At 73.6% G+C, this 25,234-nt stretch carries 27 protein-coding genes; 14 read left to right on the top strand and 13 right to left on the bottom strand.

The genetic code is table 11. The features are described from left to right. Positions 1-34: 34 nt before the first annotated feature. Positions 35-1,027, bottom strand: coding sequence for a GNAT family N-acetyltransferase (locus AOM46_RS06555; protein ID WP_078856544.1), 993 nt, complete (start codon positions 1,025-1,027; stop codon positions 35-37). Positions 1,028-1,150: 123 nt separating this feature from the next. On the opposite strand from AOM46_RS06555, the gene fdxA reads away from it, so the two are divergent. Continuing rightward, positions 1,151-1,477: a ferredoxin gene (fdxA, locus tag AOM46_RS06550; RefSeq protein ID WP_062206926.1), complete on the top strand. Its 327-nt coding sequence runs from the start codon at positions 1,151-1,153 to the stop codon at positions 1,475-1,477. A gap of 77 nt (positions 1,478-1,554) precedes the next feature. Beyond that, entirely contained in the window at positions 1,555-2,655 is a 1,101-nt protein-coding gene (dapC, locus tag AOM46_RS06545) for a succinyldiaminopimelate transaminase (protein WP_062206924.1), read from the top strand. Between the two features lie 61 nt (positions 2,656-2,716). Here dapC and AOM46_RS06540 read toward each other — a convergent pair whose 3' ends face one another. Together AOM46_RS06540 and AOM46_RS06535 are read right to left on the bottom strand one after the other, a co-directional pair. Next, on the bottom strand, positions 2,717-2,977 hold the full coding sequence (locus AOM46_RS06540) for a hypothetical protein (RefSeq protein ID WP_062206922.1): 261 nt from the start codon (positions 2,975-2,977) through the stop codon (positions 2,717-2,719). A gap of 474 nt (positions 2,978-3,451) precedes the next feature. Then, positions 3,452-4,372, bottom strand: coding sequence for a hypothetical protein (locus AOM46_RS06535; protein WP_062206920.1), 921 nt, complete (start codon positions 4,370-4,372; stop codon positions 3,452-3,454). A gap of 57 nt (positions 4,373-4,429) precedes the next feature. Between AOM46_RS06535 and dapE the strand changes: the two genes are divergently transcribed. After that, positions 4,430-5,563 carry a succinyl-diaminopimelate desuccinylase gene (dapE, locus tag AOM46_RS06530; RefSeq protein ID WP_062206918.1) on the top strand — a complete coding sequence of 378 codons (1,134 nt, stop codon included), beginning with the start codon at positions 4,430-4,432 and terminating at the stop codon, positions 5,561-5,563. A gap of 131 nt (positions 5,564-5,694) precedes the next feature. After that, positions 5,695-6,474, top strand: coding sequence for a TIGR00730 family Rossman fold protein (locus AOM46_RS06525; protein WP_078856543.1), 780 nt, complete (start codon positions 5,695-5,697; stop codon positions 6,472-6,474). Positions 6,475-6,603: 129 nt separating this feature from the next. On the opposite strand, the gene folP is transcribed toward AOM46_RS06525, so the two are convergent. Further along, the gene (folP, locus tag AOM46_RS06520; protein WP_062206917.1) at positions 6,604-7,464 is read right to left on the bottom strand and encodes a dihydropteroate synthase; all 861 of its coding nucleotides are present in this window, start codon (positions 7,462-7,464) and stop codon (positions 6,604-6,606) included. 147 nt (positions 7,465-7,611) lie between these two features. Between folP and AOM46_RS06515 the strand changes: the two genes are divergently transcribed. Then, positions 7,612-7,965, top strand: coding sequence for a DivIVA domain-containing protein (locus AOM46_RS06515; protein WP_062206915.1), 354 nt, complete (start codon positions 7,612-7,614; stop codon positions 7,963-7,965). Between the two features lie 16 nt (positions 7,966-7,981). Here AOM46_RS06515 and AOM46_RS06510 read toward each other — a convergent pair whose 3' ends face one another. Next, positions 7,982-8,767 carry an enoyl-CoA hydratase/isomerase family protein gene (locus tag AOM46_RS06510; RefSeq protein ID WP_062208588.1) on the bottom strand — a complete coding sequence of 262 codons (786 nt, stop codon included), beginning with the start codon at positions 8,765-8,767 and terminating at the stop codon, positions 7,982-7,984. Between the two features lie 218 nt (positions 8,768-8,985). Here AOM46_RS06510 and AOM46_RS31635 point away from each other — a divergent pair, with 218 nt between their 5' ends. Continuing rightward, complete coding sequence (locus AOM46_RS31635) at positions 8,986-9,153, top strand: DUF3117 domain-containing protein (protein WP_019434894.1); 168 nt, start codon at positions 8,986-8,988, stop codon at positions 9,151-9,153. Positions 9,154-9,270: 117 nt separating this feature from the next. Here the strand turns inward: AOM46_RS31635 and AOM46_RS06505 are convergent, their stop codons facing one another. Then, complete coding sequence (locus tag AOM46_RS06505) at positions 9,271-9,984, bottom strand: O-methyltransferase (RefSeq protein WP_078856542.1); 714 nt, start codon at positions 9,982-9,984, stop codon at positions 9,271-9,273. A gap of 124 nt (positions 9,985-10,108) precedes the next feature. On the opposite strand from AOM46_RS06505, the gene sigE reads away from it, so the two are divergent. From sigE to AOM46_RS06480, 5 genes are all read left to right on the top strand, one after another. Further along, a complete protein-coding gene (sigE, locus tag AOM46_RS06500) occupies positions 10,109-10,918 on the top strand; it encodes an RNA polymerase sigma factor SigE (RefSeq protein ID WP_078856541.1) in 810 nt (269 codons plus the stop codon). Next, complete coding sequence (locus AOM46_RS06495; RefSeq protein WP_062206909.1) at positions 10,915-11,790, top strand: anti-sigma factor; 876 nt, start codon at positions 10,915-10,917, stop codon at positions 11,788-11,790. Before sigE ends, AOM46_RS06495 begins: the two co-directional genes overlap by 4 nt. A gap of 23 nt (positions 11,791-11,813) precedes the next feature. Continuing rightward, complete coding sequence (locus tag AOM46_RS06490) at positions 11,814-13,370, top strand: S1C family serine protease (RefSeq protein WP_078856540.1); 1,557 nt, start codon at positions 11,814-11,816, stop codon at positions 13,368-13,370. A 145-nt stretch (positions 13,371-13,515) separates the two neighbouring features. Further along, positions 13,516-14,109: a sec-independent translocase gene (locus AOM46_RS31630; protein WP_062206907.1), complete on the top strand. Its 594-nt coding sequence runs from the start codon at positions 13,516-13,518 to the stop codon at positions 14,107-14,109. Positions 14,110-14,240: 131 nt separating this feature from the next. Continuing rightward, on the top strand, positions 14,241-14,924 hold the full coding sequence (locus AOM46_RS06480) for a hypothetical protein (protein ID WP_062206905.1): 684 nt from the start codon (positions 14,241-14,243) through the stop codon (positions 14,922-14,924). 39 nt (positions 14,925-14,963) lie between these two features. Here AOM46_RS06480 and AOM46_RS06475 read toward each other — a convergent pair whose 3' ends face one another. After that, positions 14,964-16,139 (bottom strand): Mrp/NBP35 family ATP-binding protein, encoded by a 1,176-nt coding sequence (locus AOM46_RS06475; protein WP_062208582.1) that lies wholly within the window; start codon positions 16,137-16,139, stop codon positions 14,964-14,966. Between the two features lie 180 nt (positions 16,140-16,319). On the opposite strand from AOM46_RS06475, the gene AOM46_RS06470 reads away from it, so the two are divergent. Next, a complete protein-coding gene (locus AOM46_RS06470) occupies positions 16,320-17,012 on the top strand; it encodes a hypothetical protein (RefSeq protein ID WP_078856671.1) in 693 nt (230 codons plus the stop codon). Positions 17,013-17,030: 18 nt separating this feature from the next. Here AOM46_RS06470 and AOM46_RS06465 read toward each other — a convergent pair whose 3' ends face one another. Together AOM46_RS06465 and AOM46_RS06460 are read right to left on the bottom strand one after the other, a co-directional pair. Next, positions 17,031-17,564 (bottom strand): hypothetical protein, encoded by a 534-nt coding sequence (locus tag AOM46_RS06465; protein ID WP_062206901.1) that lies wholly within the window; start codon positions 17,562-17,564, stop codon positions 17,031-17,033. A gap of 25 nt (positions 17,565-17,589) precedes the next feature. Next, positions 17,590-18,390, bottom strand: coding sequence for a ferritin-like fold-containing protein (locus AOM46_RS06460; RefSeq protein WP_078856539.1), 801 nt, complete (start codon positions 18,388-18,390; stop codon positions 17,590-17,592). A gap of 383 nt (positions 18,391-18,773) precedes the next feature. On the opposite strand from AOM46_RS06460, the gene AOM46_RS06455 reads away from it, so the two are divergent. Continuing rightward, positions 18,774-20,342: a DEAD/DEAH box helicase gene (locus tag AOM46_RS06455; protein WP_107080005.1), complete on the top strand. Its 1,569-nt coding sequence runs from the start codon at positions 18,774-18,776 to the stop codon at positions 20,340-20,342. Positions 20,343-21,247: 905 nt separating this feature from the next. Next, positions 21,248-22,108, top strand: coding sequence for an alpha/beta fold hydrolase (locus AOM46_RS06450; RefSeq protein ID WP_062206897.1), 861 nt, complete (start codon positions 21,248-21,250; stop codon positions 22,106-22,108). Here the strand turns inward: AOM46_RS06450 and AOM46_RS06445 are convergent. The 4 genes from AOM46_RS06445 to AOM46_RS06430 are packed head-to-tail and all read right to left on the bottom strand — an operon-like array spanning position 22,098 to position 25,217. Next, positions 22,098-22,940 (bottom strand): PHP domain-containing protein, encoded by an 843-nt coding sequence (locus tag AOM46_RS06445; protein ID WP_062206895.1) that lies wholly within the window; start codon positions 22,938-22,940, stop codon positions 22,098-22,100. The two genes, AOM46_RS06450 and AOM46_RS06445, sit on opposite strands and share 11 nt — an antisense overlap. Positions 22,941-22,971: 31 nt before the next feature. After that, positions 22,972-23,613 carry a DUF6758 family protein gene (locus AOM46_RS06440; RefSeq protein WP_062206893.1) on the bottom strand — a complete coding sequence of 214 codons (642 nt, stop codon included), beginning with the start codon at positions 23,611-23,613 and terminating at the stop codon, positions 22,972-22,974. Positions 23,614-23,656: 43 nt separating this feature from the next. Further along, positions 23,657-24,265 carry a suppressor of fused domain protein gene (locus tag AOM46_RS06435; protein WP_234313659.1) on the bottom strand — a complete coding sequence of 203 codons (609 nt, stop codon included), beginning with the start codon at positions 24,263-24,265 and terminating at the stop codon, positions 23,657-23,659. Continuing rightward, a complete protein-coding gene (locus AOM46_RS06430; RefSeq protein ID WP_078856538.1) occupies positions 24,234-25,217 on the bottom strand; it encodes a DMT family transporter in 984 nt (327 codons plus the stop codon). Before AOM46_RS06430 ends, AOM46_RS06435 begins: the two co-directional genes overlap by 32 nt. Positions 25,218-25,234 lie beyond the last annotated feature (17 nt).

Below are 25,234 nucleotides of genomic sequence, written 5' to 3'. Positions count from 1 at the left end.
CGTTCGTCGTCGGGTCCGGGGCCGCGGGGCCCGGTCAGGCGTCGGGGGCGGTCCGGTAGTGGTAGTGGTGGTGCTCGGCGAAGCCGAGACGGTCGTAGAGCGCGGCGGCCGCCCGGTTGTCGTGCGTCACCTGGAGATAGGCCGCCGAGGCGCCCTCGGCCAGGGCGGCGCGGGCGAGTTCCGCCATCAGCGCGGTGGCCAGCCCCCGGCGGCGGTGTTCGGGCGCCACCTCGATCGCGGCGAAGCCGGCCCAGCGGCCGTCCACCACACAGCGCCCCACGGCCGCCGGCGGTTCGCCGGCCCCGGCCGGCACCAGCGCGAACCAGACGGAGGGGCCGGCGCCCAACACCCGGCGGGCCGTGTCCCGATCGCGCAGCGCCGACGGGTTCGCGGCCAGCCACTCGTCGGTCAGCTCCCGGCCGACACGCACCCGGGGATCGGGCTCCCGGTCCGCCAGCGGCGCCAGCGCGCCGACCCGCAGCGCGGTGAACGCGTCGCCGTGCCACCCCCGTTCCGCCAGCCGCGCCACCAGCGCCTCGTCGGCGTCGGCGCCGCCCGTGGTCAGTTGGACGCGGGGCGGCAGACCGCGGTCCCGGTACCAGGCGCACAGCCGCTCCAGGTCCGGCGCGTCCGGGCCCAGCGGCACCGCCGAGTTGGCCCGCCTGGTCCAGCCGGCGCCGGCCCGCAGCAGCCAGTCGCCTTGTCGTTCGGTCTCCGGCGCCGGCCAGCTCCTGGCGGCGACGGCGACCAACTCGCGCACCCCGGCCGCCGGTATCCCGCGACGTCTGGCCGGCGTCGGGGGCACCACCTTTCCGGCGACCAGCGCGGACTCCGACAGCCGTACCGAGCGCCCCGTTCGGTGTGTGACGTAAAGCACACCGGATCTCCACGCGGTGAGCACGCCCAGGGTGTCCGTGAATCGCCCGGAACGGCCGTCAGGCTCCGCAAGCGTCCGAATCGAGACGCGTTTCCCCACGTCAGCGGGGGTGATACGGACTTCGAGCCGAGCCCCGACCGGGAATTCCATCGTGTGAGCCAACCCCTCAGGTGTGCGCATGGGCCTCAACCGGCGATACTAGGTGCCGAGCATCAGCGGCACCGCGCCATGTGCGCCCGGCGGACCGCCGCCCCAACGAGGAGGACTGACAGCGTGACCTATGTGATCGCCGAGCCTTGTGTCGATCTCAAGGACAAGGCATGCATCGAGGAATGCCCCGTCGATTGCATCTACGAGGGGCAGCGCGCTCTCTATATCCACCCCGACGAGTGCGTGGACTGCGGTGCCTGCGAGCCCGTCTGCCCGGTCGAGGCCATCTTCTACGAGGACGACGTCCCGGAGGAGTGGAAGGACTACTACAAGGCCAACGTCGAGTTCTTCGACGAGCTGGGTTCCCCCGGCGGCGCCAGCAAGTTGGGTCTGATCGAGCGGGACCACCCGCTGGTCGGCGCGCTGCCGCCGCAGAGCCACGACGAGTGAGGCGTGGCCTCGGGTGAGCGCCCGGGGCCCCATGTCACCCTGAGCACCCGATCTCGCACGATCTAGGAGATCCATCCGTGTCGCCCGCCGTCTCCCCCCGACTTCCGGTGTTCCCCTGGGACCGCCTTGAGCCCTACAAGGCGACCGCCGCGGCGCACCCGGACGGGATCGTGGATCTCTCGGTCGGCACCCCGGTCGATCCCGTTCCCGAGCTGATCCGGCGGGCGTTGGCCGAGGCCGCCGACAGCCCCGGCTACCCCACCGTCTGGGGCACGCCCCGGCTGCGGGACGCGCTGGTCGACTGGTGCGCCCGCCGCACCGGCGCGGTCGGCCTCGGGCACCGAGGCGTGCTGCCGGTCATCGGCTCCAAGGAGCTGGTGGCGTCGTTGCCCGCGCAACTCGGCCTCGCCGCCGGGGACCGGGTGGCGTTCCCCGAGCCGGCGTATCCGACCTACGAGGTCGGTGCGCGGCTGGCCGGGGTGGAGCCCGTTCCCTACCGGGGGTCGCCCACCGCGCTGGATCCCGCCGGGCTGCGGCTGCTCTGGCTCAACTCCCCGGCCAACCCCACCGGACGGGTGCTGGGCGTCGCCGAGCTGCGCGCCGTCGTGGACTGGGCGCGCGCGCACGGCGTGCTGGTGGTCAGCGACGAGTGCTATCTGGAGCTGGGCTGGGAGGCCGAGCCCGTCTCGGTGCTGCACCCCGAGGTGTGTGGCGACAGCCATCAGGGCCTGGTCGCCGTGCACTCGCTCTCCAAGCGGTCCAATCTGGCCGGCTATCGGGCGGCGTTCCTGGCCGGCGATCCGGCGGTGCTGGGCGAGCTGCTGGCCGTCCGCAAGCACGCCGGGATGATGCTTCCGGCCCCGGTGCAGGCGGCGATGGTGGCGGCGTTCGGCGACGACGAGCATGTCGTCGAGCAGCGGGCCCGGTACGCGGCCAGGCGGGCCGCGCTCCGCGAGGCGCTGCTCGGCCGTGGCTTCACCATCGAACACAGCGAGGCGTCGCTCTATCTGTGGGCGACCCGGCAGGAGCCCTGCTGGGACACGGTGGCCGAGCTGAGCAAGCTGGGCATCCTGGTCGCCCCGGGGGACTTCTACGGCCCGGCGGGCGAGCGCTTTGTGCGGGTGGCCTTCACCGCCACCGACGAACGCGTCGCCGCCGCGGTGGCCCGCCTCTCCTGAAACCGCCGTACGTCTCCTCGACGACGCCGGGCACGGTCGACGACCGTGCCCGGCGTCGGGGTCAGCGGGTGGTCAGGGCGGCGAGGGCCCGGCCACCTTCGGAGAGCCGGGGCGCCACATCGGCGCCGGCCTCGTTCACCACGCCGACGGCGGCCCGGCCGACGCCGTTCACCGTGTCGGCGAGCACATCCGTGTCGCCGCTGCTCGCGGCCGGCCGGCTGTCGGCGGCCTGGGCCGTGGCCGCCGTGCCCAGCAGGCTCGCGGCGCCGGCGGCGCAGCAGAGGGCGACCCTGGCCAGGGTGTGACGTGCGGGATGCGACATGGGGAATCTCCTTTGCCGGCCGGGCGCGCGCGAAGGCGCTTCACGGCCGCGGGCGTGGCGGGGGCGAACGGGCCCCCGTGGACGCCGTGCCTATCGTCCGTCGTCGGCGATCGGTTGCGGTCGTGACGGGTAAAGAATGCGTAATGCGCCGTACGGCCGAGTGGACGTCCGTCGAAAAAAGACACAACCCCGACTGTTCTCACGGTATTTGACTTCCTGTCAACCGATCGATTCAACGTATCGGGGGAGGAACGGCGCTTTGGCAAGGGCCGGGTAAGGACAAGCCGGGGACAAGTCAAGGGCGTGGAGAGGAGATTCGCGAAGAATCCCGTGCGCACACCGGAAAAAACACGGTCCGACGTTCGGAGTTGACGGATCGGCGCCATGGAATGCGAAGCCGCTGCCTCTCAAGGGCTCGTCGCGTTCGCCAACCGTTCACGCGCCGTCGGACCCCCCGGCGCGCCGGGGCGGATGTCAGAGAGCGGGGAAAAGCGAAAGCCGCACGCCCGACGGGGAATTGGCCGCGGAATCCCCGGCCTCGGCGGAATCCCCCGGTATCGGGCGCCAGCCGTCGTCGGACCGCGCCGACTCCCAGACCTGCCCGTCCCAGGCGATCCGTTCGATGCCCAACTCCGCCGCCCTGGCCACCGACCAGTGCGCGATCCGCCACCCCGGCTCGGCCGAGTCGCCGTCCGGCACCGGCAGCCACAGCTCGTCCTCCTCCGCGTCGCCGACCCGCTCCACCACCAGCTCGGCGCCGAAGTCGCGGACCAGCAGCCGCTCCAGCTCGGCGGCGTCCCCCGCGACCCGGTCGTTGCCCGTGGTGCAGTTGAGCCCGGCCGCCACCCGCCCGGTCAGCGCCCCGGAGAGCAGCGTCGCGTTGGTCTCGTGCTTGGCGTACTCGTCGGGGTGCGCGCTGCGCTGCACCTCCTGCGCCGCGACCGTCAGCGGCAGCGTCAGATAGTCGGGGACCTCGAGCAACACGTCGTAGAACGCGGCCGACGCGTACACCGGGTCGGTGACCTGCTCGGGGGTGCCCCAGCCCATCGAGGGACGCTGCTGGAAGAGGCCCAGCGAGTCCCGGTCCCCGTAGTCGATGTTGCGCAGGCTGGACTCCTGCATCGCGGTGGCGATCGCTATCGTCACCGCCCGCTCCGGTAGCTCGCGCGCGGTGCCGACGGCGGCGATGGTCGCGGCGTTGGCCGCCTGGACCGGGGTGAGCGTATGGCGTGCCTCGTCGTCCTCGGCGCCACGGACCGCGCAGTGCGGCTCACTTCGGGAACCCGACTCGTACTGGAGGGCGACATAGCCGCCAACTCCCAGCAGCACCAGGGTGGCCCCGGCGCCACGCGCCAGGCGCCGTCGTCGCGGTGTGGCGCTCGTCCGTTCGGGCACCCGACGAGGGTAACGGCTGCGTCGAGTCCCACAAGCCACGCGGGTACCGTGACCCCCATGGAACGACCGGCAGCCACCCCCAGCGACCTCGTCCCCCCGCCGGGGACGGCCCAAGCCCCGCGCCTCGACCTGCGGCTCGACGCCGCCGCGCTCACCGCGCGGCTGGTCGACATCCCGTCGGTGAGCGGCACCGAGGGCCCGCTGGCCGACGCGGTCGCCGAGGCGCTGGACGCCGTGCCCTGGCTGCGCGTCGACCGGTTCGGCGACAACGTGGTGGCCCGCACCGAGCTGGGCCTGGCCGAACGGGTCGTGCTCGCCGGCCATCTGGACACCGTGCCGGTCGCCGACAACCTGCCGTCCCGGCTCGACGACGACGGCGTGCTCTGGGGCCTGGGCACCTGCGACATGAAGTCGGGCGTCGCGGTCCAACTGCGCCTCGCCGCCACCCTGCCCCGGCCCAACCGCGATCTGACCTTCGTCTTCTACGACAACGAGGAGGTCGAGGCGGAGCGCAACGGCCTCGGCCGGCTGGCCGGCGCCCACCCCGACTGGCTCGCCGGGGACTTCGCGGTGCTGCTCGAACCGTCCAACGGGCAGGTCGAGGGCGGCTGTCAGGGCACCCTGCGGGTCCTGCTGCGGCTGCCCGGCCAACGTTCCCACTCGGCGCGCTCCTGGATGGGCGTCAACGCCGTCCACGCCGCCGCGCCGGTGCTGACCAGGCTCGCCGAGTACGCCCCCCGGCGGGTGGAGATCGACGGCCTGGAGTACCGCGAGGGCCTGAACGCCGTCCGGATCGAGGGCGGTGTCGCCGGCAACGTGATCCCGGACTCCTGCGTGGTCACCGTCAACTACCGCTACGCCCCCGACCTGGACGAGGAGCGGGCGCTCGCCCATGTGCGGGAGGTCTTCGACGGCTGCGGCATCGCGGAGTTCGTGGTCGACGACCATTCGCCCGGCGCGCTGCCGGGACTCTCGCACCCCGCCGCCCGCGCCTTCGTGGACGCCGTCGGCGGCCGACCGATGCCCAAGTTCGGCTGGACGGACGTCTCCCGGTTCAGCGCCCTCGGCGTGCCCGCCGTCAACTACGGGCCCGGCGATCCCAACCTCGCCCACCGCCAGGACGAACGCGTCGCCACCGAGGCCGTGTTGGCCTGCGAGGAGCGGCTGCGCGCCTGGTTGACCGGCGGCTGACCGCCGCCCGCGCGCGGCCGGCGCGCACAACCCGAGCACCCGCGGGCCACACAGGCCATGCACGTCACACAGGCCACGCGGGCAACGCAACGCACAACGCACCAACAGCGACGACAGGTGAGGAGCGCGCCATGAGCAGCAGCGCGGAGACCACGGGTGGGGACCCGGGAGACCAGCGGCGTTCGGCCGTCGACGAGCCGCCCGAGCAGCGGCTCGGCCCGGTGGTCCGCCGACGGGCCCAGGTGACGGTCGGCACCGCCGACCAGCGGCTGCTGGACTCCAGGGGGCCGTCGGACTGGGTCCACCAGGACCCCTGGCGGGTGCTGCGCATCCAGTCCGAGTTCGTGGAGGGCTTCGGCGCGCTCGCCGAACTCGGCCCGGCCGTCTGCGTCTTCGGATCGGCCAGGACCAGGCCGGGGGCGCCCGAGTACGAGACCGCGCGGCAGATCGGGCAGGGCCTGGTCGAGGAGGGCTTCGCGGTGATCACCGGTGGCGGCCCGGGCGCGATGGAGGCGGCCAACCTGGGCGCCAGCGAGGCCGGCGGGGTCTCCGTCGGCCTGGGCATCGAGCTGCCCTTCGAACAGGGCCTCAACCCCTATGTGGACATCGGGATCAACTTCCGCTACTTCTTCGTCCGCAAGACGATGTTCGTCAAGTACGCGCAGGGCTTCCTGGTGCTGCCCGGCGGCCTTGGCACCATGGACGAGCTGTTCGAGGCGCTGACCCTGGTCCAGACCCAGAAGGTGACCCGCTTCCCGATCGTCCTCTTCGGCTCGGCCTACTGGGGCGGCCTCGCCGACTGGCTCCGGGACACCGTGATCGCCCAGGGCAAGGCGTCCGAGCGCGACGGGGAGCTGTTCCGGATCACCGACGACGTGGCGGAGGCCATCAGCCTGGTCACCAACCCCTGAGCCCACCCGACCGGGCGGCCTGACGTTGTCGGTTGGGGCCGTTCGGGGTCGTTCGGGGCCGTTCGGGGTCGTTCGGGTCGTTTGGGGTCGCTTGGGGGCGCGTGTGATCGCGTGGGGTTTCGCTTGTGATCAGGCGAGACCGCGTCTGGCCACCGCCGGCGGCCGGTGGCCGGCGATCGAGGCCACCATCTCCAGCACCTGCCGGGTCTCGGCCACCTCGTGCACCCGGTAGACCCGGGCGCCGAGCCAGGCCGAGATCGCGGTGGTCGCCAGGGTGCCGATCAGCCGCTCCTTGACCGGCCGATCCAGCGTCTCCCCGACGAAGTCCTTGTTGGAGAGCGAGACCAGCACCGGCCACCCGGTGGCCGTCATCTCGTCCAGCCGCCTGGTGGCCTCCAGGGAGTGGCGCGTCGACTTCCCGAAGTCGTGCCCGGGATCGATCAGCACCCCGTCCCGGCGCACCCCGAGCGCCACCGCGCGCTCCGCCAGGCCGACGGTGACCCGCAGGATGTCCGCCAACACGTCGTCGTACCGCACCCGGTGCGGACGGGTACGCGGCCGGGCGCCGCCCGCATGCGTGCAGACCAGCCCGACGCCGTGCCGGGCGGCGACCTCGGCCAGCTTCGGATCGACGCCGCCCCAGGCGTCGTTGAGCAGATCGGCGCCGGCGGCGCAGGCGGCGTCCGCCACCTCGTGCCGCCAGGTGTCCACGCTGATCACCACGTCGGGATGCCGGCTCCGCACCTCGGCGACGAAGCCCGCGGTGCGGCGGATCTCCTCCGCCGCGTCCACCTCGGCGCCCGGACCCGCCTTGACCCCGCCGATGTCGATGATCGCCGCGCCCTCGTCCACCGCGCGGTCGACCCGCTCAAGGGCGGCTCGCTCCTGGAAGGTGGCGCCCTGGTCGTAGAAGGAGTCGGGCGTCCGGTTGACGATCGCCATGATCACCGGCTCTTCGGCGGCGAACTCCCGCTTCCCCAGGCGCAACATGCGGCTCAGCTCTCCCTCGTTCCGGGTCTCCCGGCTCGGCGCCCCAGGGGTCCTTCCCGCGGGTGCCCGACCTCCGAACCTACCCGGCCCGCGCTGTCAGTGCCCCATGGGAGACTCCGTAGGGAGGCACTCACAGGGGAGATCACGGTGTTCTGGTTCTTGATGGTCGCGATGGTCGTGGTGATCGCGGCGGTGACGCTGGCGGTGCTCAGCAGCGGCGACGGCACGGGCGCGCCGGCCACCGGCGGGCTGCGGGACGCCGATCCGGACCGGCCGGCCGATCCGCTGCCGCTCGACCGGCCGGTGGCGCCGGCCGATGTGGTGCGGGTCCGCCTCCCGGTCGCCCCGCGCGGCTACCGCATGGTCGAGGTGGACGACGTCCTCGACCGGCTCGCCGCCGAGCTGGCCGAACGCGACGCCAGGATCGCCGATCTGCAACAGGCCCTCGCCCGGGCCAGATCCGCCCCCCAGCCGACCCAGGGCCCCGATCCCGGGCCCTGACCGACGCGGTGCCGGTTCAGCCGCCCTCGAAGGTGGGCTGCCGCTTGGCGAGGAAGGCGGCGACGGCGGCGCGGTGGTCCCGGCTGGCGCCGAGCGCCGACTGCAGTTCGGCCTCCTTCGCCAGGCTGGCCGCCAGATCGTGTTCGGCCGTGAAGTCCAGCGCCTCCTTGATCGCCGCATGGGCGAGCGTCGGCCCCCGGGACAGCGCCACCGCGATGCCGCGCGCGCTCGCCGCCAACTCCTCGCCGGGCACCACCCGTTGCGCCAGGCCGAGCTGTTCGGCCTCGGCCGCGTCCACCGCCCGGGGGAAGAGCAGCAGCTCCGTCGCCCGCGCCCGGCCCACGGCGCGCGGCAGCGTCCAGGAGAGCCCGGAGTCGGCGGCGAGGCCGATTCCCGCGAATGCGGTGTGAAAAGAGGCACCCATCGCCATCACCCGGTAGTCGGCGGCCAGCGCGAAACCGAAACCGGCGCCCGCCGCCACTCCGTTGACCGCGGCCACCACGGGTTTCCGCATTTCGATGAGCGTCCGCGCGATCGGCGAGTAGTGCGCGTCGACGGTGGCCAGTGGGTCGCCCTCGGCGTCGAGCGCCGCCGCGTGTTCCCTGAGGTCCTGTCCGACACAGAAGGCGCGCCCGTTTGCCGCGAGCAGAACCGCCCGCACCCGCGAATCCGCCGCCGCCTCGGTGAGCCTGTCGCGCAGCGCCTCCTTGGTCTCGTGATTGAGGGCATTCATCGCCTCGGGGCGATTCAGTGTGACAGTCGCCAGACTCTCGGTCACCTCGTAGAGCACCGTCTCCGTCATGCCGCTCAGCATGACGGGCGGAACACCTCGGGAGAACCCTGCCGGAGCGGGCGATTGCCGAATTGAGTGGTTTTGCGTGTTTGCGTTGCCGAAGGGAGACCGCCCAATGTTGGTCATGGGACCCATTCATGCGGGATAATGAAGTCAAGCAATGTGTTCGACGCCGACGGCGCTCGCGTCATCGGCTGCGACGAGCTGGTTCAGGAAGGGGAACGAGCATGGCGGCCATGAAGCCGCGGACGGGCGATGGTCCGCTTGAGGTGACCAAGGAGGGGCGGGGCATCATCATGCGCGTTCCGCTCGAAGGCGGTGGCCGACTCGTTGTCGAGCTGACCCCTGACGAGGCGGTCGCACTCGACGAGGAGCTGAAGAAGGTAACCGGCTGACGCCGCGCCGTTCCGCGTTGATCCTGTGGCGCCGCCCCGGAGCATGTCTCCGGGGCGGCGCCGTTTGTCGTGCGCCTCGCCCGGGCGCGCGGAACCTTCGTGAAAACTTCACGCGGCTCAGCGGCGGGCGGCGCACAGCAGCCCGTCGCCGACCGGCAGCAGCGCGGGGGCCAGCCGCTCGCTCTCCCGGACGGCGCGCAGCAACTCCCGCAGCCGGCGCACCTCGGTCGGCTGCGCCGCCGAGTCCACGGTGCGCCCGCCGGCGAAGACCCCGGCGAAACAGACCAGTCCGCCGGAGCGCAGCAGCCGCAACGATTCTGCGAGATAGTCCAGGTACTCAAGGCGGTCCCCGTCGCAGAACACCAGGTCGTAGCCGCCGTCGGTGAGCCGGGGCAGCACATCGAGGGCGTGCCCCGGGATGATCCTGGTGCGGTTGGCGGGGAAGCCGGCCAGCCGGAACGCCTGCCGGGCGAACTGCTGCCGGTCGGGCTCGGTGTCCACCGTGGTGAGCACCGCCTCCGGACGCATCCCGGTCAGCAGATGGATGCCGGAGACCCCGGTGCCGGTGCCGATCTCGACCACCGCCCGCGCACCCGAGACCATGGCCAGCAGCCGCAGGGCGTCGCCCGTGCCGGGGGAGACCGCGCGCACCCCGGCCTCCAGCGCCCGCTCACGGGCCCAGGCCAACGCCGTGCCCTCGGCGCTTTCGGCGTCCGGTGCGCCATACGCCTCGGCGAACGCCCAGCTCGTCAGCCGGTTGCCGGTAATGGCCCTCTCCTGTCCCCGTCTGTCACGCGCCTTGACTGTATCGACTTCGGCGGGGAACGGGATGCCCGCCTCTGACGTTGGTCAGGGCAGTTGGTCTGTGGACACACGGTCCTCCGGGCGGTCGTCCGGGGGCTCCACGGAAAAGCAGGCCAAAAATGCTTATCCGGAGCTAACGGGCGAGGTGGCTATGGTAGGGGCTCCACTGGACACCACCAGAGCCGACAGGGGAGGTGCGGCCGCGTCCACCGGCCAGGGAGTGTTCGCGCGCTTCCGGTGGTCCTTCGGCGGGCCGAATTCCGTGACAGACAACGCTGACAGCGACCGAGTGCACAGCACCACCGAGACCGCCGACGGCACCACCAACGCCGTGGCCACCTTCAGCACGGGCGCTGACAGCCAGGGGTGGGCTCCCCCCAGCTGGGAGGAGATCGTCAGCACCCACAGCGCTCGGGTCTACCGCCTGGCCTACCGGCTCACGGGCAACCAGCACGACGCCGAGGACCTCACCCAGGAGGTCTTCGTCCGGGTCTTCCGCTCGCTGTCCACCTACACCCCCGGCACCTTCGAGGGCTGGCTGCACCGCATCACCACCAACCTCTTCCTGGACTCGGTGCGCCGCAAGCAGCGCATCAGGTTCGACGCCCTCGGCGACGACGCGGCCGACCGGCTGCCCAGCCGGGAGCCCACGCCCCAACAGCACTTCAACGACACCCACTTCGACGCCGATGTGCAGCAGGCGCTGGACACGCTCGCCCCCGACTTCCGCGCCGCCGTGGTGCTGTGCGATATCGAGGGGCTGAGCTACGAGGAGATCGCCACCACCCTCGGCGTCAAGCTGGGCACGGTCCGCAGTCGTATCCACCGGGGCCGGTCCCATCTGCGCAAGGCGCTGCGCCACCGCTCGCCGGGGGAGCGCGCCGCGCGGGAGTCCGCGCCCGATCCGGTTCTCGCCGCGGCCCCCGGAGCCTCGGGAGCGACGGAAGGCGCGATGGAGTGACCGCTGCCCCCGAGTCCGGCCCGGACCGTCATCTGGGAGAGAGCCTCGCCGCCCTGGTGGACGGCGAGCTGTCCCATGACCGCAGAGACCGCGTGCTGGCCCATCTCGCCACCTGTGCGCACTGCAAGACCGAAGCCGAGGCGCAGCGCCGGCTGAAGAGCGCCTTCGCCGCGAGTCCGCTCCCCGCGCCGTCCGCCGGCCTGCTGGCCAGGCTGCAGAACGTGCCGGCCGAGAGCGTCGAGCCGCGGCGGCCCCTCGGCGACGACCCCCCGCCGCCCGGCGAGGACGGCCCCCCGTCCGCCGGCACCCCTCCCAAACGTTCGAGCGCGTTCCGGCTGGATCTGCTGCCCGGCGGCCGGGGCCGCTCCTCGTTCCTGTCCCCGGCGGGTCTCGGCGGGGAGCGTGGCTTCCGGATACACGAGTCGCCGGCGCTGAGCCGGACGCATCGCGGCCATCGGATCGCCTTCGCCGCCGCCGGCGCCGTATCGCTCGCGGCCTTCGCGATCGGCGGTGCGGTGAGCAACGCGGGCAGCGGCACCCCGACGGCCGTCGCCTCCGCCCCCAGCACGGTCACCGCCGGCAGCGGTGTCGCCCCCGGTGGCGCCGGGCCGCGCCCAATGACGGCGCGCGCCGACGAGGAGGGCCAGGCGGCCGGGGCGCTGCGCGCCCAGCCGGTCGCCGACGGCGGCGCCGGGCCGTCGGGCTCCCCGCTGCGGCACTTCACCCTGCTGGGCAGCAGCCTGCCGGCGGACCACGGCCCCTCCCCGGTGCCCGAGGCCACCCCGCCGGTCACCACGGCCACGCCGCTGATAGGCCCGCTGCGCCCGGAGCCCACGCCCCCGAGCGCGCTCGGTGCCGTGAGTCCGCGCTGAGATCGCCCGATCGACCTGGTTGAATGCAGCCCGGGGAAGAGGACGGCGCGGACACGATGGGGACGGCGGCCATGGACAAGGGGAACGGCGTCGAGCGGCGGGACGGCTCAGGCCCCCCGTGGGACTCGCCGGACCAGGCCGAGCGCGGCGCGGCGTCCCCGGCGGTGCCGAGTTCCGGCGCCGCCTCGGGTGCCGCCGGCGACATCGAGGACCCCTACAGCACGCCGCCCTACGGCCAGCCGGGGCCCTGGGCGCCGGCGCCGCCCGTGCAGCGCCCCGATCCGACGCCGCCGGCCGGCGTCCGCCTGCCGCCCCCGGCGGATGGCGGCAGCCTCGGCGGCGCGGCCCCGTTGACCGCGTCGGGCGGCGCCGTGCCGTCGCCCGAGGCGCCGTCCGCCCGTTACAACCCGTGGTCCGCCTCCGTTCCCGCGCCCGTCCCGGCACCGCAGGCGCCGTCCGCTTCCCTGGCCGCGCCCGCGGGGGAGCGGCCGCGCTCCCGTGGCCGGGCCGTCAGGCTGGTGCTCGGCGCGGCGCTGTTGGCCCTGCTGGCCGGTGCGCTGGGCGGCGTGGTCGGCGTCCAGCTGGAGCGGAACGGCACCTTCAGCGAGGTGCGGCTGCCGCAGACCTCGGGCGAGGCGGTCGCCGCGCCCGACGGCAGCATCGCCGCCATCGCCAACGCGCTGCTCCCCGGCGTGGTCACGCTGCACGCCTCCGGCGGCCGTTCCGGCACCGGCTTCGTGCTGGACGACCGCGGCCATATCCTCACCAACTCGCATGTGGTCGCCGGCGCTTCGGGCGCCGGCCGGCTGGTCGACGTCACCTTCAGCAGCGGGGACACGGTCAGCGGCGAGGTGGTCGGCGGGCACAGCGGCTACGACCTGGCCGTGGTCAAGGTCTCCGACGTGTCCGGGCTCACCCCGCTGGAGCTGGGCGATTCGGATCTGGTGCGGGTGGGCGATCCGGTGGTGGCCATCGGCTCCCCGTTCGGCCTCGCCGGCACGGTCACCTCGGGGATCATCAGCGCCACCGAGCGCCCTATCACCGCCGGCGGCGAGCAGGGCGACGGCTCCGACATCAGCTATGTGAACGCCCTCCAGACGGACGCCCCGATCAACCCGGGCAACTCCGGCGGCCCGCTGGCCGACGCCAACGGCCGGGTGATCGGCGTCAACAGCGCGATCCGCAGTGTGGACAACGGCGGCGCGGAGGCGGGCAGCGTCGGCCTCGGCTTCGCCATCCCGATCAACCAGGCGAAGGACGTCGCCGAGCAGCTCATCAACACCGGGCAGGCCACCCACCCGGTGATAGGGGTCACCCTGGACACCCGCTACACGGGCGAGGGCGCCCGGGTCGGCAGCTCGACGGACGATCCCTCGGTGGTGCCGGACAGCCCGGCCGACCGGGCCGGCGTCCGGGACGGCGATGTGATCACGGCGGTGGACGGCCAGCGGGTGCTGGGCGCCGACGAGTTGATCATCAAGATCCGCAGCCACCGCCCGGGGGACCAGCTGACGCTGACCATCGAGCGCGGCGACCGGGAGCTGACCCTGGATGTGGTGCTCGGCGAGTCCGCCGGCTGAGGGGGTGGCCGACGGGGGCGGTGCCCCGCTCACCCCGAGCTGTCCGAACCGTCCCTTTACCCGTTGCTGGTTCCGTTGGTCTCCCCCCGGCCAGGCACCCCGGGGTACCGTGGCCATCTACTCGTTTGCGTGAGGGAGCTGTCCGGTGTTCTTCGATATAGGGTCCCTAGAGTTCATCACGCTGATCATCCTGGCCATCCTGGTCTTCGGCCCGGAGAAGCTGCCCAAGATGATCCGCGAGGTGGTCCAGTTCATCCGGAAGATCCGGGAGTTCTCCGACAACGCCAAGCAGGACATCCGCTCGGAGCTGGGCCCTGAGTTCAAGGATTTCGAGTTCGAGGACCTCAACCCGAAGACCTTCGCCAAGAAGCACCTGATGGACAACGACGATCTCGGCCTCCGCGAGCTGGCGAACGATCTCGATGTGCGCAAGGAGCTGCGGGAGGTCACGGACGCGGTCAACGGCCGCACCACCCCCCAGCGCAACAAGCCGGGCGGGGCCCGCCCCACCACCAGCCTCGCCAAGCAGCGCACGCCGTCGACCGGCGAGGGCACGGGACCGGCCAAGGCCGGTGGGAGCGCGGACGGCGCCGTCAAGCTCGCCAAGACCGGCGAGGAAGCGGCCACCACGGTCAAGCTCGCCAAGGACACCACCGCTTCGGACGCACCGCGGGCCGCCGCCTCGGCCGGCGACGCCGCGCCCGCCGAGGCCCCGGCGTTCGACATCGACGCCACCTGACTGGATCGGACCCCTTTGGGGCATATGCCGGCCCCCGCTCACCGGGCGCGCCCGACAGCGCGGAGCGGGATGGCTATCCTCCCTATGTCCGGGGTGTGCCCAGGACGAGGGCAATGAGGAGGCGTCGGCACATGGAGACGACGAGTCGGGCGGAGCCGCACGACGCGACAGGTGACGATTCCGGTAGCGGGGGCAAGGTCCGGGGTGTGCCGGGGGCCCGGCCGGTGCTCGCGGGCTATCTCGCCGCCGATTTTCCCTGGTACGGGCTGGACGACGCGTTCACCGGCCCCCGTTGGCTGACCCAGGTCGGCATGGCGGCCGACGGTTCGGTCGAGCACGGCGCCACGGGCCATGGCCAGGAGCCCACGCTGCGCGCCGAACTCGGCCACGAGGACCAGCGGTTCACCGCCGTGGTCACCGTCGCCGGACGGCCGGTCCGGCGCAGCCCCGACGGCCATGGCGTGCTGGAGGCCACCTCACCGGCCTCGGCGGCCTGGCTGGCCGGCTCGGGCCTGCTGGCCTGCACCTGGCCGGCCCAGATGGAACGGGCGCTCCGCCAGGACTGGCTGGAGCAACAGACGTCCATCGCCTGGGAGTTGGCCGACGATCTGGGGAGCAGCGGCTGGAGCGAGCTGTCCCTCCCGGTGGACGGGGTGCCCACCTCGTTCCACTACCGCGAGTCGGAGTACGGCTGGGTGCTCGCCGGCGCCGCGCCGCACGGCGTGCATATCGGCGCCTACGGTCGGGGCATGAGCGCCTATGGCCTCGGCTTCGCGGTGATCAAGGACATCGAGAGCTACTCGGTGCGCGGCTGATCGCGCTGGGCCGGGCCGGGGCCCGGCCCAGGCGGACCGTCAGAACTTCGCGCGCGGGGTGATCCCCAGCGACATTCCGGCCAGGCCGCGCTGCCGCGCCCCCAGCGCCGAGGCGATCGAACGCAGCGCCACGCCCGCCGGCGATTCCGGGTCGGACAGCACCACGGGCCGGCCGTCGTCGCCGCCCTCCCGCAGCCGCACATCGATCGGGATGCTGCCCAGCACCGGCACCTTGGCGCCCGTCGTCCGCGTCAGGCCCTCGGCGACCCGCTCGCCGCCGCCGGTGCCGAAGACATCCACCAGCTCGCCGCAGTGCGGGCACGGCAGGCCCGCCATGTTCTCCACCACGCCGACGATCTTCTGGTGGGTCTGCACCGCGATGGAACCGGCCCGCTCGGCGACCTCGGCGGCGGCCTGCTGTGGCGTGGTCACCACCAGGATCTCCGCGCCCGGCACCAGCTGGGCCACCGAGATCGCGATATCGCCGGTGCCCGGCGGCAGATCGAGCAGCAGCACGTCCAGATCGCCCCAGAAGACATCGGCGAGGAACTGCTGGAGCGCCCGGTGCAGCATCGGACCGCGCCACACCACGGGCGCGTTGCCCGGCGTGAACATCCCGATGGAGATCACCTTCACGCCATGCGCGGTGGGCGGCATGATCATGTTCTCCACCTGGGTCGGCCGCGCCTCCGTGCCCAGCATCCGGGGCACCGAGTGGCCGTAGATGTCGGCGTCCACCACGCCGACCTTCAGCCCGTCCGCCGCCAGCGCCGCCGCCAGGTTGACCGTGACCGACGACTTGCCGACGCCGCCCTTGCCCGAGGCCACCGCGTAGACCCGGGTCAACGAGCCCGGCTTGGCGAACGGGACCTCCCGTTCGGCCTGGCCGCCCCTGAGCGTGGTGGCCAGCTCCTTGCGCTGCTCGTCGCTCATCACGTCCAGCTCGACCCGAGCGTCCCGCACCCCGGCGACGCCCCGCACCGCCTCCGTCACCTCGGCGGTGATGGAGTCGCGCATCGGGCAGCCCTGGATGGTGAGATAGATCGCCACCGTGACGACGCCGTCCGCGTCGATGGCGATCGACTTCACCATGCCGAGGTCGGTGATGGGACGGTGGATCTCCGGATCGTTCACCCGCCCCAGCGCGGCCCGCACATCGTCCTCGGTGGGCAGGGTGCCGGTGGCGCCGGGCGCTGGGGGAATATCGGTAGCCATGCCCCCGATGGTACGGCGCACCGGACGGGCACAAGGACCGCCCCTTTCCCCGCGTCGCGGGGAGCCCGGTACGCTGCCGCCACACCAGCCCCCATGGGACGAGAGGCAGCCACCGTGATCGCTCGCGCGTCCGCAACACATCCCCGGTGGCGCAGGGTTCTGGCGGGTGTGGTGTCCGGGGTGACACTCCTTGTCGGCTCGGTCGCCTGCACCCCCGAGGGCGAGCCGCCGGAGGAGACCAACGGCGTGGACGAGCTGCCGCCGGAGGAGATAGAGGAGGCGGCCAGGACGGCGGCGGCCGAGGCCACCAGCGTGCGGCTCTCCGGCACCGTGCTCGCCGACGGCGCCTCCTACCGGTTGGACATGCGCCTCGGCCCCGAGGGCGCCGTCGGCGAGGTCTCGGCCGAGGGCGCCACCTTCGAACTGCTGCGGGTCGGCGACGAGATGTACATGCGGGCCGACGCCGCGTTCTGGGAGACCGAGGGCATCCCCGAGGAGCTGGACTCCGACCCCACGCAGAAGCTCGACGGCAAGTACGTGCTGGTCGTCACGGACGATCCGGCCTATGCCGAGCTGAGCGGCTTCACCGAGAAGGACGGCCTGCTGGAGGCGCTGCTCGCCCTGGAGGGCACCAGGGCGGTCGGCGAGCAGAACGATGTGGACGGCGTCCGCACCATCCAGCTCCAGGCGGCCGAGGGCGCCGGCGGCATCATGGACGTCGCCCTGGACGGCACGCCCTATCCGCTGCGGCTGCGCAGGGGCGGCGGCGCGGGCGATCTCAAGCTGACCGACTGGGGCGAGGACTTCACCCTGCACCCGCCGGCCGACGACGAGATCGTCGACTACGGGGACGCGCTGCTGCCCCGTGAATGACCCGGCGTACGGGCCTGGTCAGCGCTTGCGGCGCTGCCGACGGCGGGTGGGCAGCCCGGTCGGGGTGGGCACCCGGGTGCTGGCCGGCGTGGGCAGCGGAGCGGCTGCGCCGCCGTCCTCCGGCATCGCGCCGGGGCGCTGGCTGGTCCCGCCCACCGGCGTGAACCGCAGCACCCGGCACTCCGCGTCCCACCGACTCGCCAGGGCGGCGGTGTCGGGGGCGTTGAGCCGCTTGGCGGCCAGCTCGGCCACCGCCGCCGCCCGCCCCGGATCGTCGCTCGCCGGCTCGGCCACCGCCGCCGGCCAGACCACCAGCCGGCCGCCCTTGTCCTTGCTGCGGCAGCTCACCGTGGCCCGCGCCCCCTCGACCAGGCCGAGACCGTCCAGCGGCTGCTCCCCCGGGCCGCCGACCAGCCAGACGGCGCCCTCGTGCCAGACATGCCACAGCGCGCGCGGCGGCCCCTCGGGGCCGCGCACCCACACCAGCGCGGACTTCTTCGCCGACTCCTCGATCAGGGCCCGGTCGAAGCCGGGTTCAGCCGCTGTCGCCATGGCGCGACTCTAGCCGCGCCGGCCGCTACGCCGACAGGCCGAGAGCGGCCATCCGCTTGGTGTGCGCCTCGGTGATCCGGGAGAACATCCGGCCGATCTCGGCCAGATCGAAGCCGTCGGCGACGCCGCCGACCAGCATGGTGGAGAGCGCGTCCCGGTCCGCGACCACGCGCTGCGCCTGCGACAGCGCCTCGCCCATCAGCCGCCGCGCCCACAGCGCCAGCCGGCCGCCCACCCGTGGTTCGGCCTCGATCGCCGAACGGACCCGCTCCACGGCGAACGAGGCGTGCCCGGTGTCGTCCAGCACCCCCATCACCAGCCGACGGGTGTCGGAGTCGAGACGCGAGGCCACCTCACGGTAGAAGTCGGCCGCGATGGCGTCCCCCACATAGGCCTTGACCAGGCCCTCCAGCCAGTCCGACGGGGCGGTCAGTCGGTGGAACTCGTCGAGCGGGGCGGCGAACGGGCGCATCGCGTCCGTCGGGTCCTCGTCGATCTCCCGCAGCCGCTCGGTCAGCTGCTCGAAGTGCTGGAACTCGGCCGTCGCCATCCGGGCCAGGGCCGCCTTGTCGGTCAGCCCGGGCGCCAGCTTGGCGTCCTCGGCCAGCCGCTCGAACGCGGCCAGCTCCCCGTAGGCGAGCGCGCCCAGCAGATCCACGATGGCCGCCCGGTATCTGGGGTCGGCGGACGCCTCGGCCCAGTCGGTCGCGGCGATCCCGCCCGGTCCCGCCGCGTCCTCCACGGCTGGGTCGGCTGTGGCAGCCGGGTCGACGGCTGGGTCTGCTGAGTCGGCGGCTGGGTCGGCGGGGTTCTGCGGCGTCTCCATGGCCAAGGAGAATAGTCCCAGGGCAGGGAACCGAGGAGCCGGGGAAGACGGCCTCCGAAACGGGGCCTGCCATATGTGCGTGGTTCCGAGGTACAGTGCTATAGAGGCTCGCCCGGACGCGGTGGGTCCCATCCCAAGCTGGAGTTTCCTGGGCCCGGAACACGCGGAGCCCCAGGGCCCCTGCGGATGTCCGGTCGGTGGCCCGATCGGCTCCGACTTGACCAGCCCTCACGCGGATCGTGCGCCCCGCACGAAACGCGGCACGAGGGACCCGCTCGCGCGGTGCTTGCGCTTGAGCGAGACGACCGGGTCCCGCGCCGACTGGCCGGCCCCCCAAGGCCGCCCAGGCAACGACGCGGTACGCAGACCCGCCTCGCCGCCGTGTGCCGCGTCACACAGAAGAGGCAACCACGCTGTCCGCTACCACGACATTTCGAGATCTCGGCATCCTCGCCGAGACCGCCGAGGCTCTTGAAGCCGTCGGCATCACCAGCCCGTTCCCCATCCAGGAGATGACGCTTCCCGTCGCCCTGGCGGGCAAGGACGTCATCGGGCAGGCCAAGACCGGCACGGGCAAGACCCTCGGCTTCGGCCTGCCGCTGCTGGAGGCCGTCACCGTCCCCGCCGATGTCGAGGCCGGCCGTGCCACGGCCGACCAGCTCACGGACGCTCCCCAGGCGCTCGTCGTCGTCCCCACCCGTGAGCTGTGTCAGCAGGTCACCAACGACCTGCTCACCGCGGGCAAGGCCCGCAACGTCCGGGTGCTCTCCATCTACGGCGGCCGGGCCTACGAACCGCAGGTCGACGCGCTCAACAAGGGCGTCGACGTGGTCGTCGGCACCCCGGGCCGGCTGCTCGACCTGGCGGGACAGCGCAAGCTGCGGCTCTCCCAGGTGCGCAGTCTGGTGCTGGACGAGGCCGACGAGATGCTCGACCTCGGCTTCCTGCCGGACGTCGAGAAGATCATCGAGCAGCTGCCGGCCAAGCGGCAGACCATGCTCTTCTCGGCCACCATGCCGGGCCAGGTCATCGCCCTCGCCCGCCGCTACATGAACCAGCCCACCCACATCACGGCCACCGCGCCGGATGACGAGGGCGCCACTGTGGCGAACACCACCCAGCATGTCTACCGGGCCCACTCGATGGACAAGCCGGAGATGGTGGCCAGGATCCTCCAGGCCGACGGCCGTGGCCTGGCCATGGTCTTCTGCCGCACCAAGCGGACGGCCGCCGATGTGGCCGACCAGCTCGCCCGTCGTGGCTTCGCCTCCGGCGCGGTCCACGGCGACCTCGGCCAGGGCGCCAGGGAGCAGGCGCTGCGCGCCTTCCGCAACGGCAAGGTCGACGTCCTGGTCTGCACCGATGTCGCCGCCCGTGGCATCGACGTGGACGGCGTCACCCATGTGATCAACTACCAGACGCCCGAGGACGAGAAGACCTACCTCCACCGCATCGGCCGCACCGGCCGCGCGGGTGCCGCCGGCATCGCGGTCACCCTGGTGGACTGGGACGACATCCCGCGCTGGCAGCTGATCAACAAGGCGCTGGCGCTGTCGTTCCCCGACCCCCCGGAGACGTACTCCACCTCGCCGCACCTCTTCGCCGAGCTCGGCATCCCCGAGGGCACCCGAGGCACCCTGCCGCGCGCCGAGCGCACCAGGGCGGGCCTGGCCGCCGAAGAGGTCGAGGACCTGGGCGGCCCCCAGGCCAAGCGGGGCGGCCGGCGCGGCCAGAGCGCGGCGGCCGAGGCGCCGGCCAAGCGGCCGGCCCGGCCCAAGCGGCAGCGGCGGCGCACGCGCGGCGGCGAGCCGCTGGGCGAGGCGTCCGCCCCGGCGGAGGGCACGGTCCCGGCTCCGGCGGCTGCCCCGGCGGCGGAGGGCGACGCCCCCCGCGCGCCCAGGCGACGTCGCCGCCGCACCCGAGGCGGCGCCGGCACCCCGGCCGGCAGCTGATCGCCTGGCCGGCGGAACGGCACCACGACCTGACCTGTCCGGTCATCGGCCCCCGGGCCGACGACCGGACAGCGGCGTCTCCGGCACCGGCCGGGCTCCGGTCGCCCCGCTTCCCTGCCGTCAGCTGCCCGCCGGCACGTTGAGCGTGCGCGCGGTAGGGCGCTCCGCGCCCGCCAGCCGGCGTTGCGCCCGGCCGCGCCGGCGGCTCGGTCTCGCGATCGGCGCCGTCGCGCTTCGGGCCGGTAGCCGGCCGCCCGCTTCGGCCGTCGCCGGCACGTGCCGGGCCTGTCCGGTTGCCTGTTGTTCGTTGCTTTCCCGGCGGTTGCCGGCCGCGTCTGCCGGTCCGAGTCGCTGCTTCTCCGGCGGTCGCCGGGCGCGGGCGTTGCCCACCCGGGGGTGCGGTCTGCGTTCCCGGGCTCGCGCGTCCTCCGGGGCGCCGGCTTCGGCCGTCCCTGGCGTGCCGCGTCGTGGCTCCGTGCCCTCGCTCCTCCCCGCAGTCGCCGGGCGTCCGTTTCGGTCGCCGTTGGGCGCTTCTTGTCGCCCAGCCCGGTGGCTGGCCGGACGCAGCCGGGGTGCCGGCATGCGTGTCCGGCCCGCGCCCGCCGTTCGGTGTTGTTGTTTCTCCGGTGGCAGTCGGGCGCCGCGCGGCCTGCGTTCCCGGGCTCGCGCGTCCTCCGGGGCGCCGGCCGCCCGGTGCGGCCGTGCCTCCGGTCGGTCGCCGGCCGCCCGCTTCGGCCGTCGCCGGCGCGTGCCGGGCCTGTCCGGTTGCCTGTTGTTCGTTGCTTTCCCGGCGTCTGCCGGTCCGAGGCGCTGCTACATCTGCGGTCGCCGGGCGTGCCGCGTGGCCCAGTCCGGTGGGTGGCTGGACGCAGCCGGGGTGCCGGCATGGCGGTACGGTTCTGGGCGTGAGTAGACCGCCGTTTCTGGTGCCGCCGTCGGGGGTGCGGGCGTATCCGCTGGCCACTCGGCGGGGCGAGTTCGCCGTGTTGGACATCGAGCCCGGCGGGCCTCCGGCCGGGACCGCGCTGTTGGTGCCGGGGTTCACCGGCAGCAAGGAGGACTTCATCGCGCTGCTGGAGCCGATCGCCGCCGCCGGCTACCGGGCGGTGGCGGTGGACGGGCGCGGCCAGTACGAGTCGACGGGGGACCTGGCGCGCCGTTCCTACGGTCTTGGCGCGCTCGCCGAGGACGTGTTGGCGCAGGCCGAATCGTTGTCGGGGGCGGGGTCGGTGACCGCGCCGCATCTGGTGGGGCACTCGTTGGGCGGTCTGATCGCCCGGGGCGCCGTGCTGCGGTCGGCGGCGGCCGGGCGGGTGCCGTTCGCCTCTTTGACCCTGATGGCCTCGGGGGCCGGCCGGGTGGCCGCCGGTCAGCGGTGGCGGGCGCGGGCGCTGTCCTTCGGGCTGCCACTGCTGGGGCAGCGGCGGCTGTGGGGGCTGCTCCAGCCGAAGGCCGACACCTCGGAGTCCTGGGAGTTTCTGCGCCGCCGCTGGCTGGCCAACTCGCCGGCGCAGCTGCGGCACACGGGCCGCACCCTGCGGTACGAGCCGGACCGGGTGGCCGCGCTGGCGGCGACCGGGCTGCCGGTGCATGTGCTGTCCGGGGAACGGGACGCGGCCTGGCCGGTGCCCGAGCTGGATCTGATGGCGGAGCGGCTGCGGGCGCGCCGCACCGTGATCGAGGGCGCTGAGCATTCACCGAACGCGGAGCGTCCGGCGGCCACGGCCGCCGCGCTGGCCGCGTTCTGGGGCTCCGTCAGCGGGTGATCGGGGTGCCGCCTGAGGCGCGTTCCAGCAGGGCGGCGTAGGTGTCGGGGGCCGTGGTGTTGAGGCCGAGCGGGCAGGGCTTGCGGGTGCCGTGGTAGTCGCTTGAGCCGGTGGCCAGCATGCCGACGTCGGCGGCCATCGCGTGCAGCCGGTCGCGGGTCGCCGGATCGTGGTCGTAGTGGTCCGCCTCCACGCCGTCCAGGCCGGCCTCGGCCAGCAGCGGGATGGCGCTCTCCGGGACGCATCGGCCGCGTTTGACGGCGAGCGGATGGGCGAAGACGGCGACGCCGCCGGCCTGGTGGATTAGCCGGATCGCCTCGAAGGCGTCCAGTTCGTGCTTGCCGACATGGGCCCGGCCCCCGTCGCCGATCCACTCCAGGGTGAACGCGGCGGACACGTCCTCGATCACTCCGGCCTCCACCATCGCCGCAGCGATATGCGGCCGGCCGACCGAACCCCTGGCCAGCTCGCGGACCCGCTCCCAGGTGATCGGGACGCCGCGTTCCTGGAGGCGGCGCACGATGGCCTGCGCGCGGGGCACCCGGTCGTCGCGCAACAGCTGGCGTTCCTTGGCGAGTTGGGGCTCGTCGGGGTCGAAGAGGTAGGCCAGCATGTGGAGGCTGACGCCGTCCAGGCGGCAGGACAGCTCGGCGCCCGGCACCAGGGTCAGCCCCCGGGGCAGCGCGGCGGCGGCCTCGGCATGGCCGGCGACGGTGTCGTGGTCGGTGAGGGCCACGACATCGAGCCCCGCCGCGGCGGCCGCCCGCACCAGCTCGGCGGGGGAGGCCGTGCCGTCGGACGCGGTGGAATGGGTGTGCAGGTCGATGCGCACGGGGCTCAGGATAGCCGCCGGACGGGTGGGGTCACTCCAGCAGCCGGGGGGAGAGCGCCCCGCAGGGGACCAGGTCGAGATCGGAGCCCGCCTCGCGCAGATCGGCCAGGACCAGTTCCTCGTGGAGGGTCAGCCCGGACCGCTCGGGCCAGATCACGGCCCAGAGCCGGACGCCCTGGGACTCTCCGACGAAGACCGTCCGGTCGTCGGGGGCGCCGGGCGGCTGACGCAGCGTCATGGGGCGACCGGCGGCCACCACCCTGACCTCGCGGAACGCCTCGTCGTCGGCGGGGGCGCGGCCCGCCGCCGGCTCCGGCACGCCGGCGAAGCGGGCGCCGAGACCGACGCCGAACTCCTCGGCCACCAACAGCAGTTCGCCCGAGCCGCCGAGCGGCCCCGGGCCCCGACAGGCCAGCACCGTGGCCCGGGCCCCGGCGCCGTCCGAGCCGGCGCCGGCGACCCCGGTGAAGAGCCAGCCGACCGGCAGCGGCCAGGGCATCCAGACGGGGACCCGGCTGCGGTTGGCCACCGCGCCGAGCGAGGGCGCGCTGGGCGGGACCACGGGTTGCAACGGGTGGACGGCGCCGTGCGAGGCACACTGCCACGAGTCGGCGAAGAGTCCGGGCGCCCGCACCCGGCCCCCGCACTTCGGGCAACTCGGTTCCCCCCTCATGAGCAACTACAGTCGCGCCGCCGCGCGCCCCCGTCAAGCTGGTTCACTCAGCGAGCGAAACCGCCATTCGGGTGGGATCTCTGAGATCCGTGCCCTGGGAGAGCCAACGCTCCTGCAGCGCCTCCGCGCCGCGCGCCCGTTTCCAGGCCGCCTCGTTGGGCGTCATCGGCAGCAGCGGCAGGAACCGCACGGGGGAGAGCGGCGCCGGCAGTTCGAGATCGGGCACCAGCCCGCCGCCCTCGCCGACCAGCACCGAGTGGAACGGGGCGTCGGGCCAGAGCGGCTGGCCCAGGTCGAGCGAGCCGCCCGGGGCCACCACCACGCCCTCGACCTGGGGCGCGGCGGCGAACGTGGCCAACGCGCGCAGCGCCTGGTCGGTGGGGGCGAGCCCACCGCGCAGGGTCAGCAGCAGCTCGGCGCGCGGGCCGACCTCGGGATCGGCGACCATCGACGTCGGATCGGCCATCGGCGCCGCCGACATGCCGAGCGTGGCATAGCGGACTAGGCCGGCCGAGGCGTCCGCGAAGCGCAGCACCTCGATCCGCTCGGTGCCGAGGAAGGTGACCGAGGCGCTGGCGTCCGGCTCGCCGAGCGCCGAACGCAGCCGCGCGGCCACCAGGTCAAGCGGGGGTGCGGGGGGTGGTGTGGGCACGGGGCGGCTCTCTCGACGGAACGGGCTGGTCGGTGCCGGCAGCGGGGTCGCTGCCGGCGCGTTCGGCCCTGATGACCAGGGTCAGGCCGAGCAGGATCACGGTCAGCGCGGGATAGGCGGCGAGCGGCGGCGACTGGCCCAGCCAGATCGCGGCTATCAACGCCGCCCCTGGCGTCTCCAACAGGATCGCCGTGGAGGTGATCGAGGGGCCGAGGCCGCGCACCACCCGGTTGAGCAGCGAGTGGCCGAGCAACTGGGAGGCGACCGTCAACAGCAGCAGCTTGCCCCAGGTCTCCGCCGAATAGCCGCCCAGGGAGACGCCGGTGGCCAGGGCGGCGACCAGCAGCGGCAGCGCGGCGGAGGTGTAGCAGAGCAGGGTGTAGCTGGCCGTACTCGTGGTGCGGCGCACCTCGGCGCCGATCAGCACATAGACGGCGCCCGCCATGCCGCCGCCCAGGGCCAGCGCGTCCCCGGCGAGCGCCCGCCCGGATATCCCCAGATCGACGCCGGTGAGCAGCAGTACCCCGGAGAAGGAGAGCAGCGTGCCCCACCACACCAGCCGGGGCGGGCGGTGGCCCAGCAGCCGCAGCAGCACCGTGGTCCAGATCGGGGTGGTGGTGACCAGCGCCACCGACGAGGCCACCGAGGTCAGCCGGAGGCTGGGCAGCCAGAGCGCGAAATGCGCGGCCAGCGCGCCGCCGGCGGCGGCCGACAGCAGCACCGTGCGTCGGCTCAGCCGGCCGAGCTCCCGCCGGATCGAGCCGCGCAGCAGCACCGGCGTCAGCGAGGCGACCGCCAGCGCGTTCCGCCAGAAGGCTATGGCCAGCGCCGGCGCGGCCACCGTGGCGATCAGGGGCCCGGAGAGGGAGATCCCGACGATCGCCGTCGCCAGCAGCAGACCATCCAGCGTATGCCCGCCGGCGAGGGGCGCCCGGGCGGCGATGGGACGCATCCTTCCTCCTCAACGCT

The sequence above is a fragment of the Streptomyces sp. NBRC 109706 genome (assembly GCF_000974485.1).
In the GTDB taxonomy this organism is placed as follows: Bacteria; Actinomycetota; Actinomycetes; order Streptomycetales; family Streptomycetaceae; genus Streptomyces.
The sequence above is the reverse complement of the archived record's forward strand: the minus strand, read 5'-3'. Positions and strand labels throughout refer to the sequence as shown.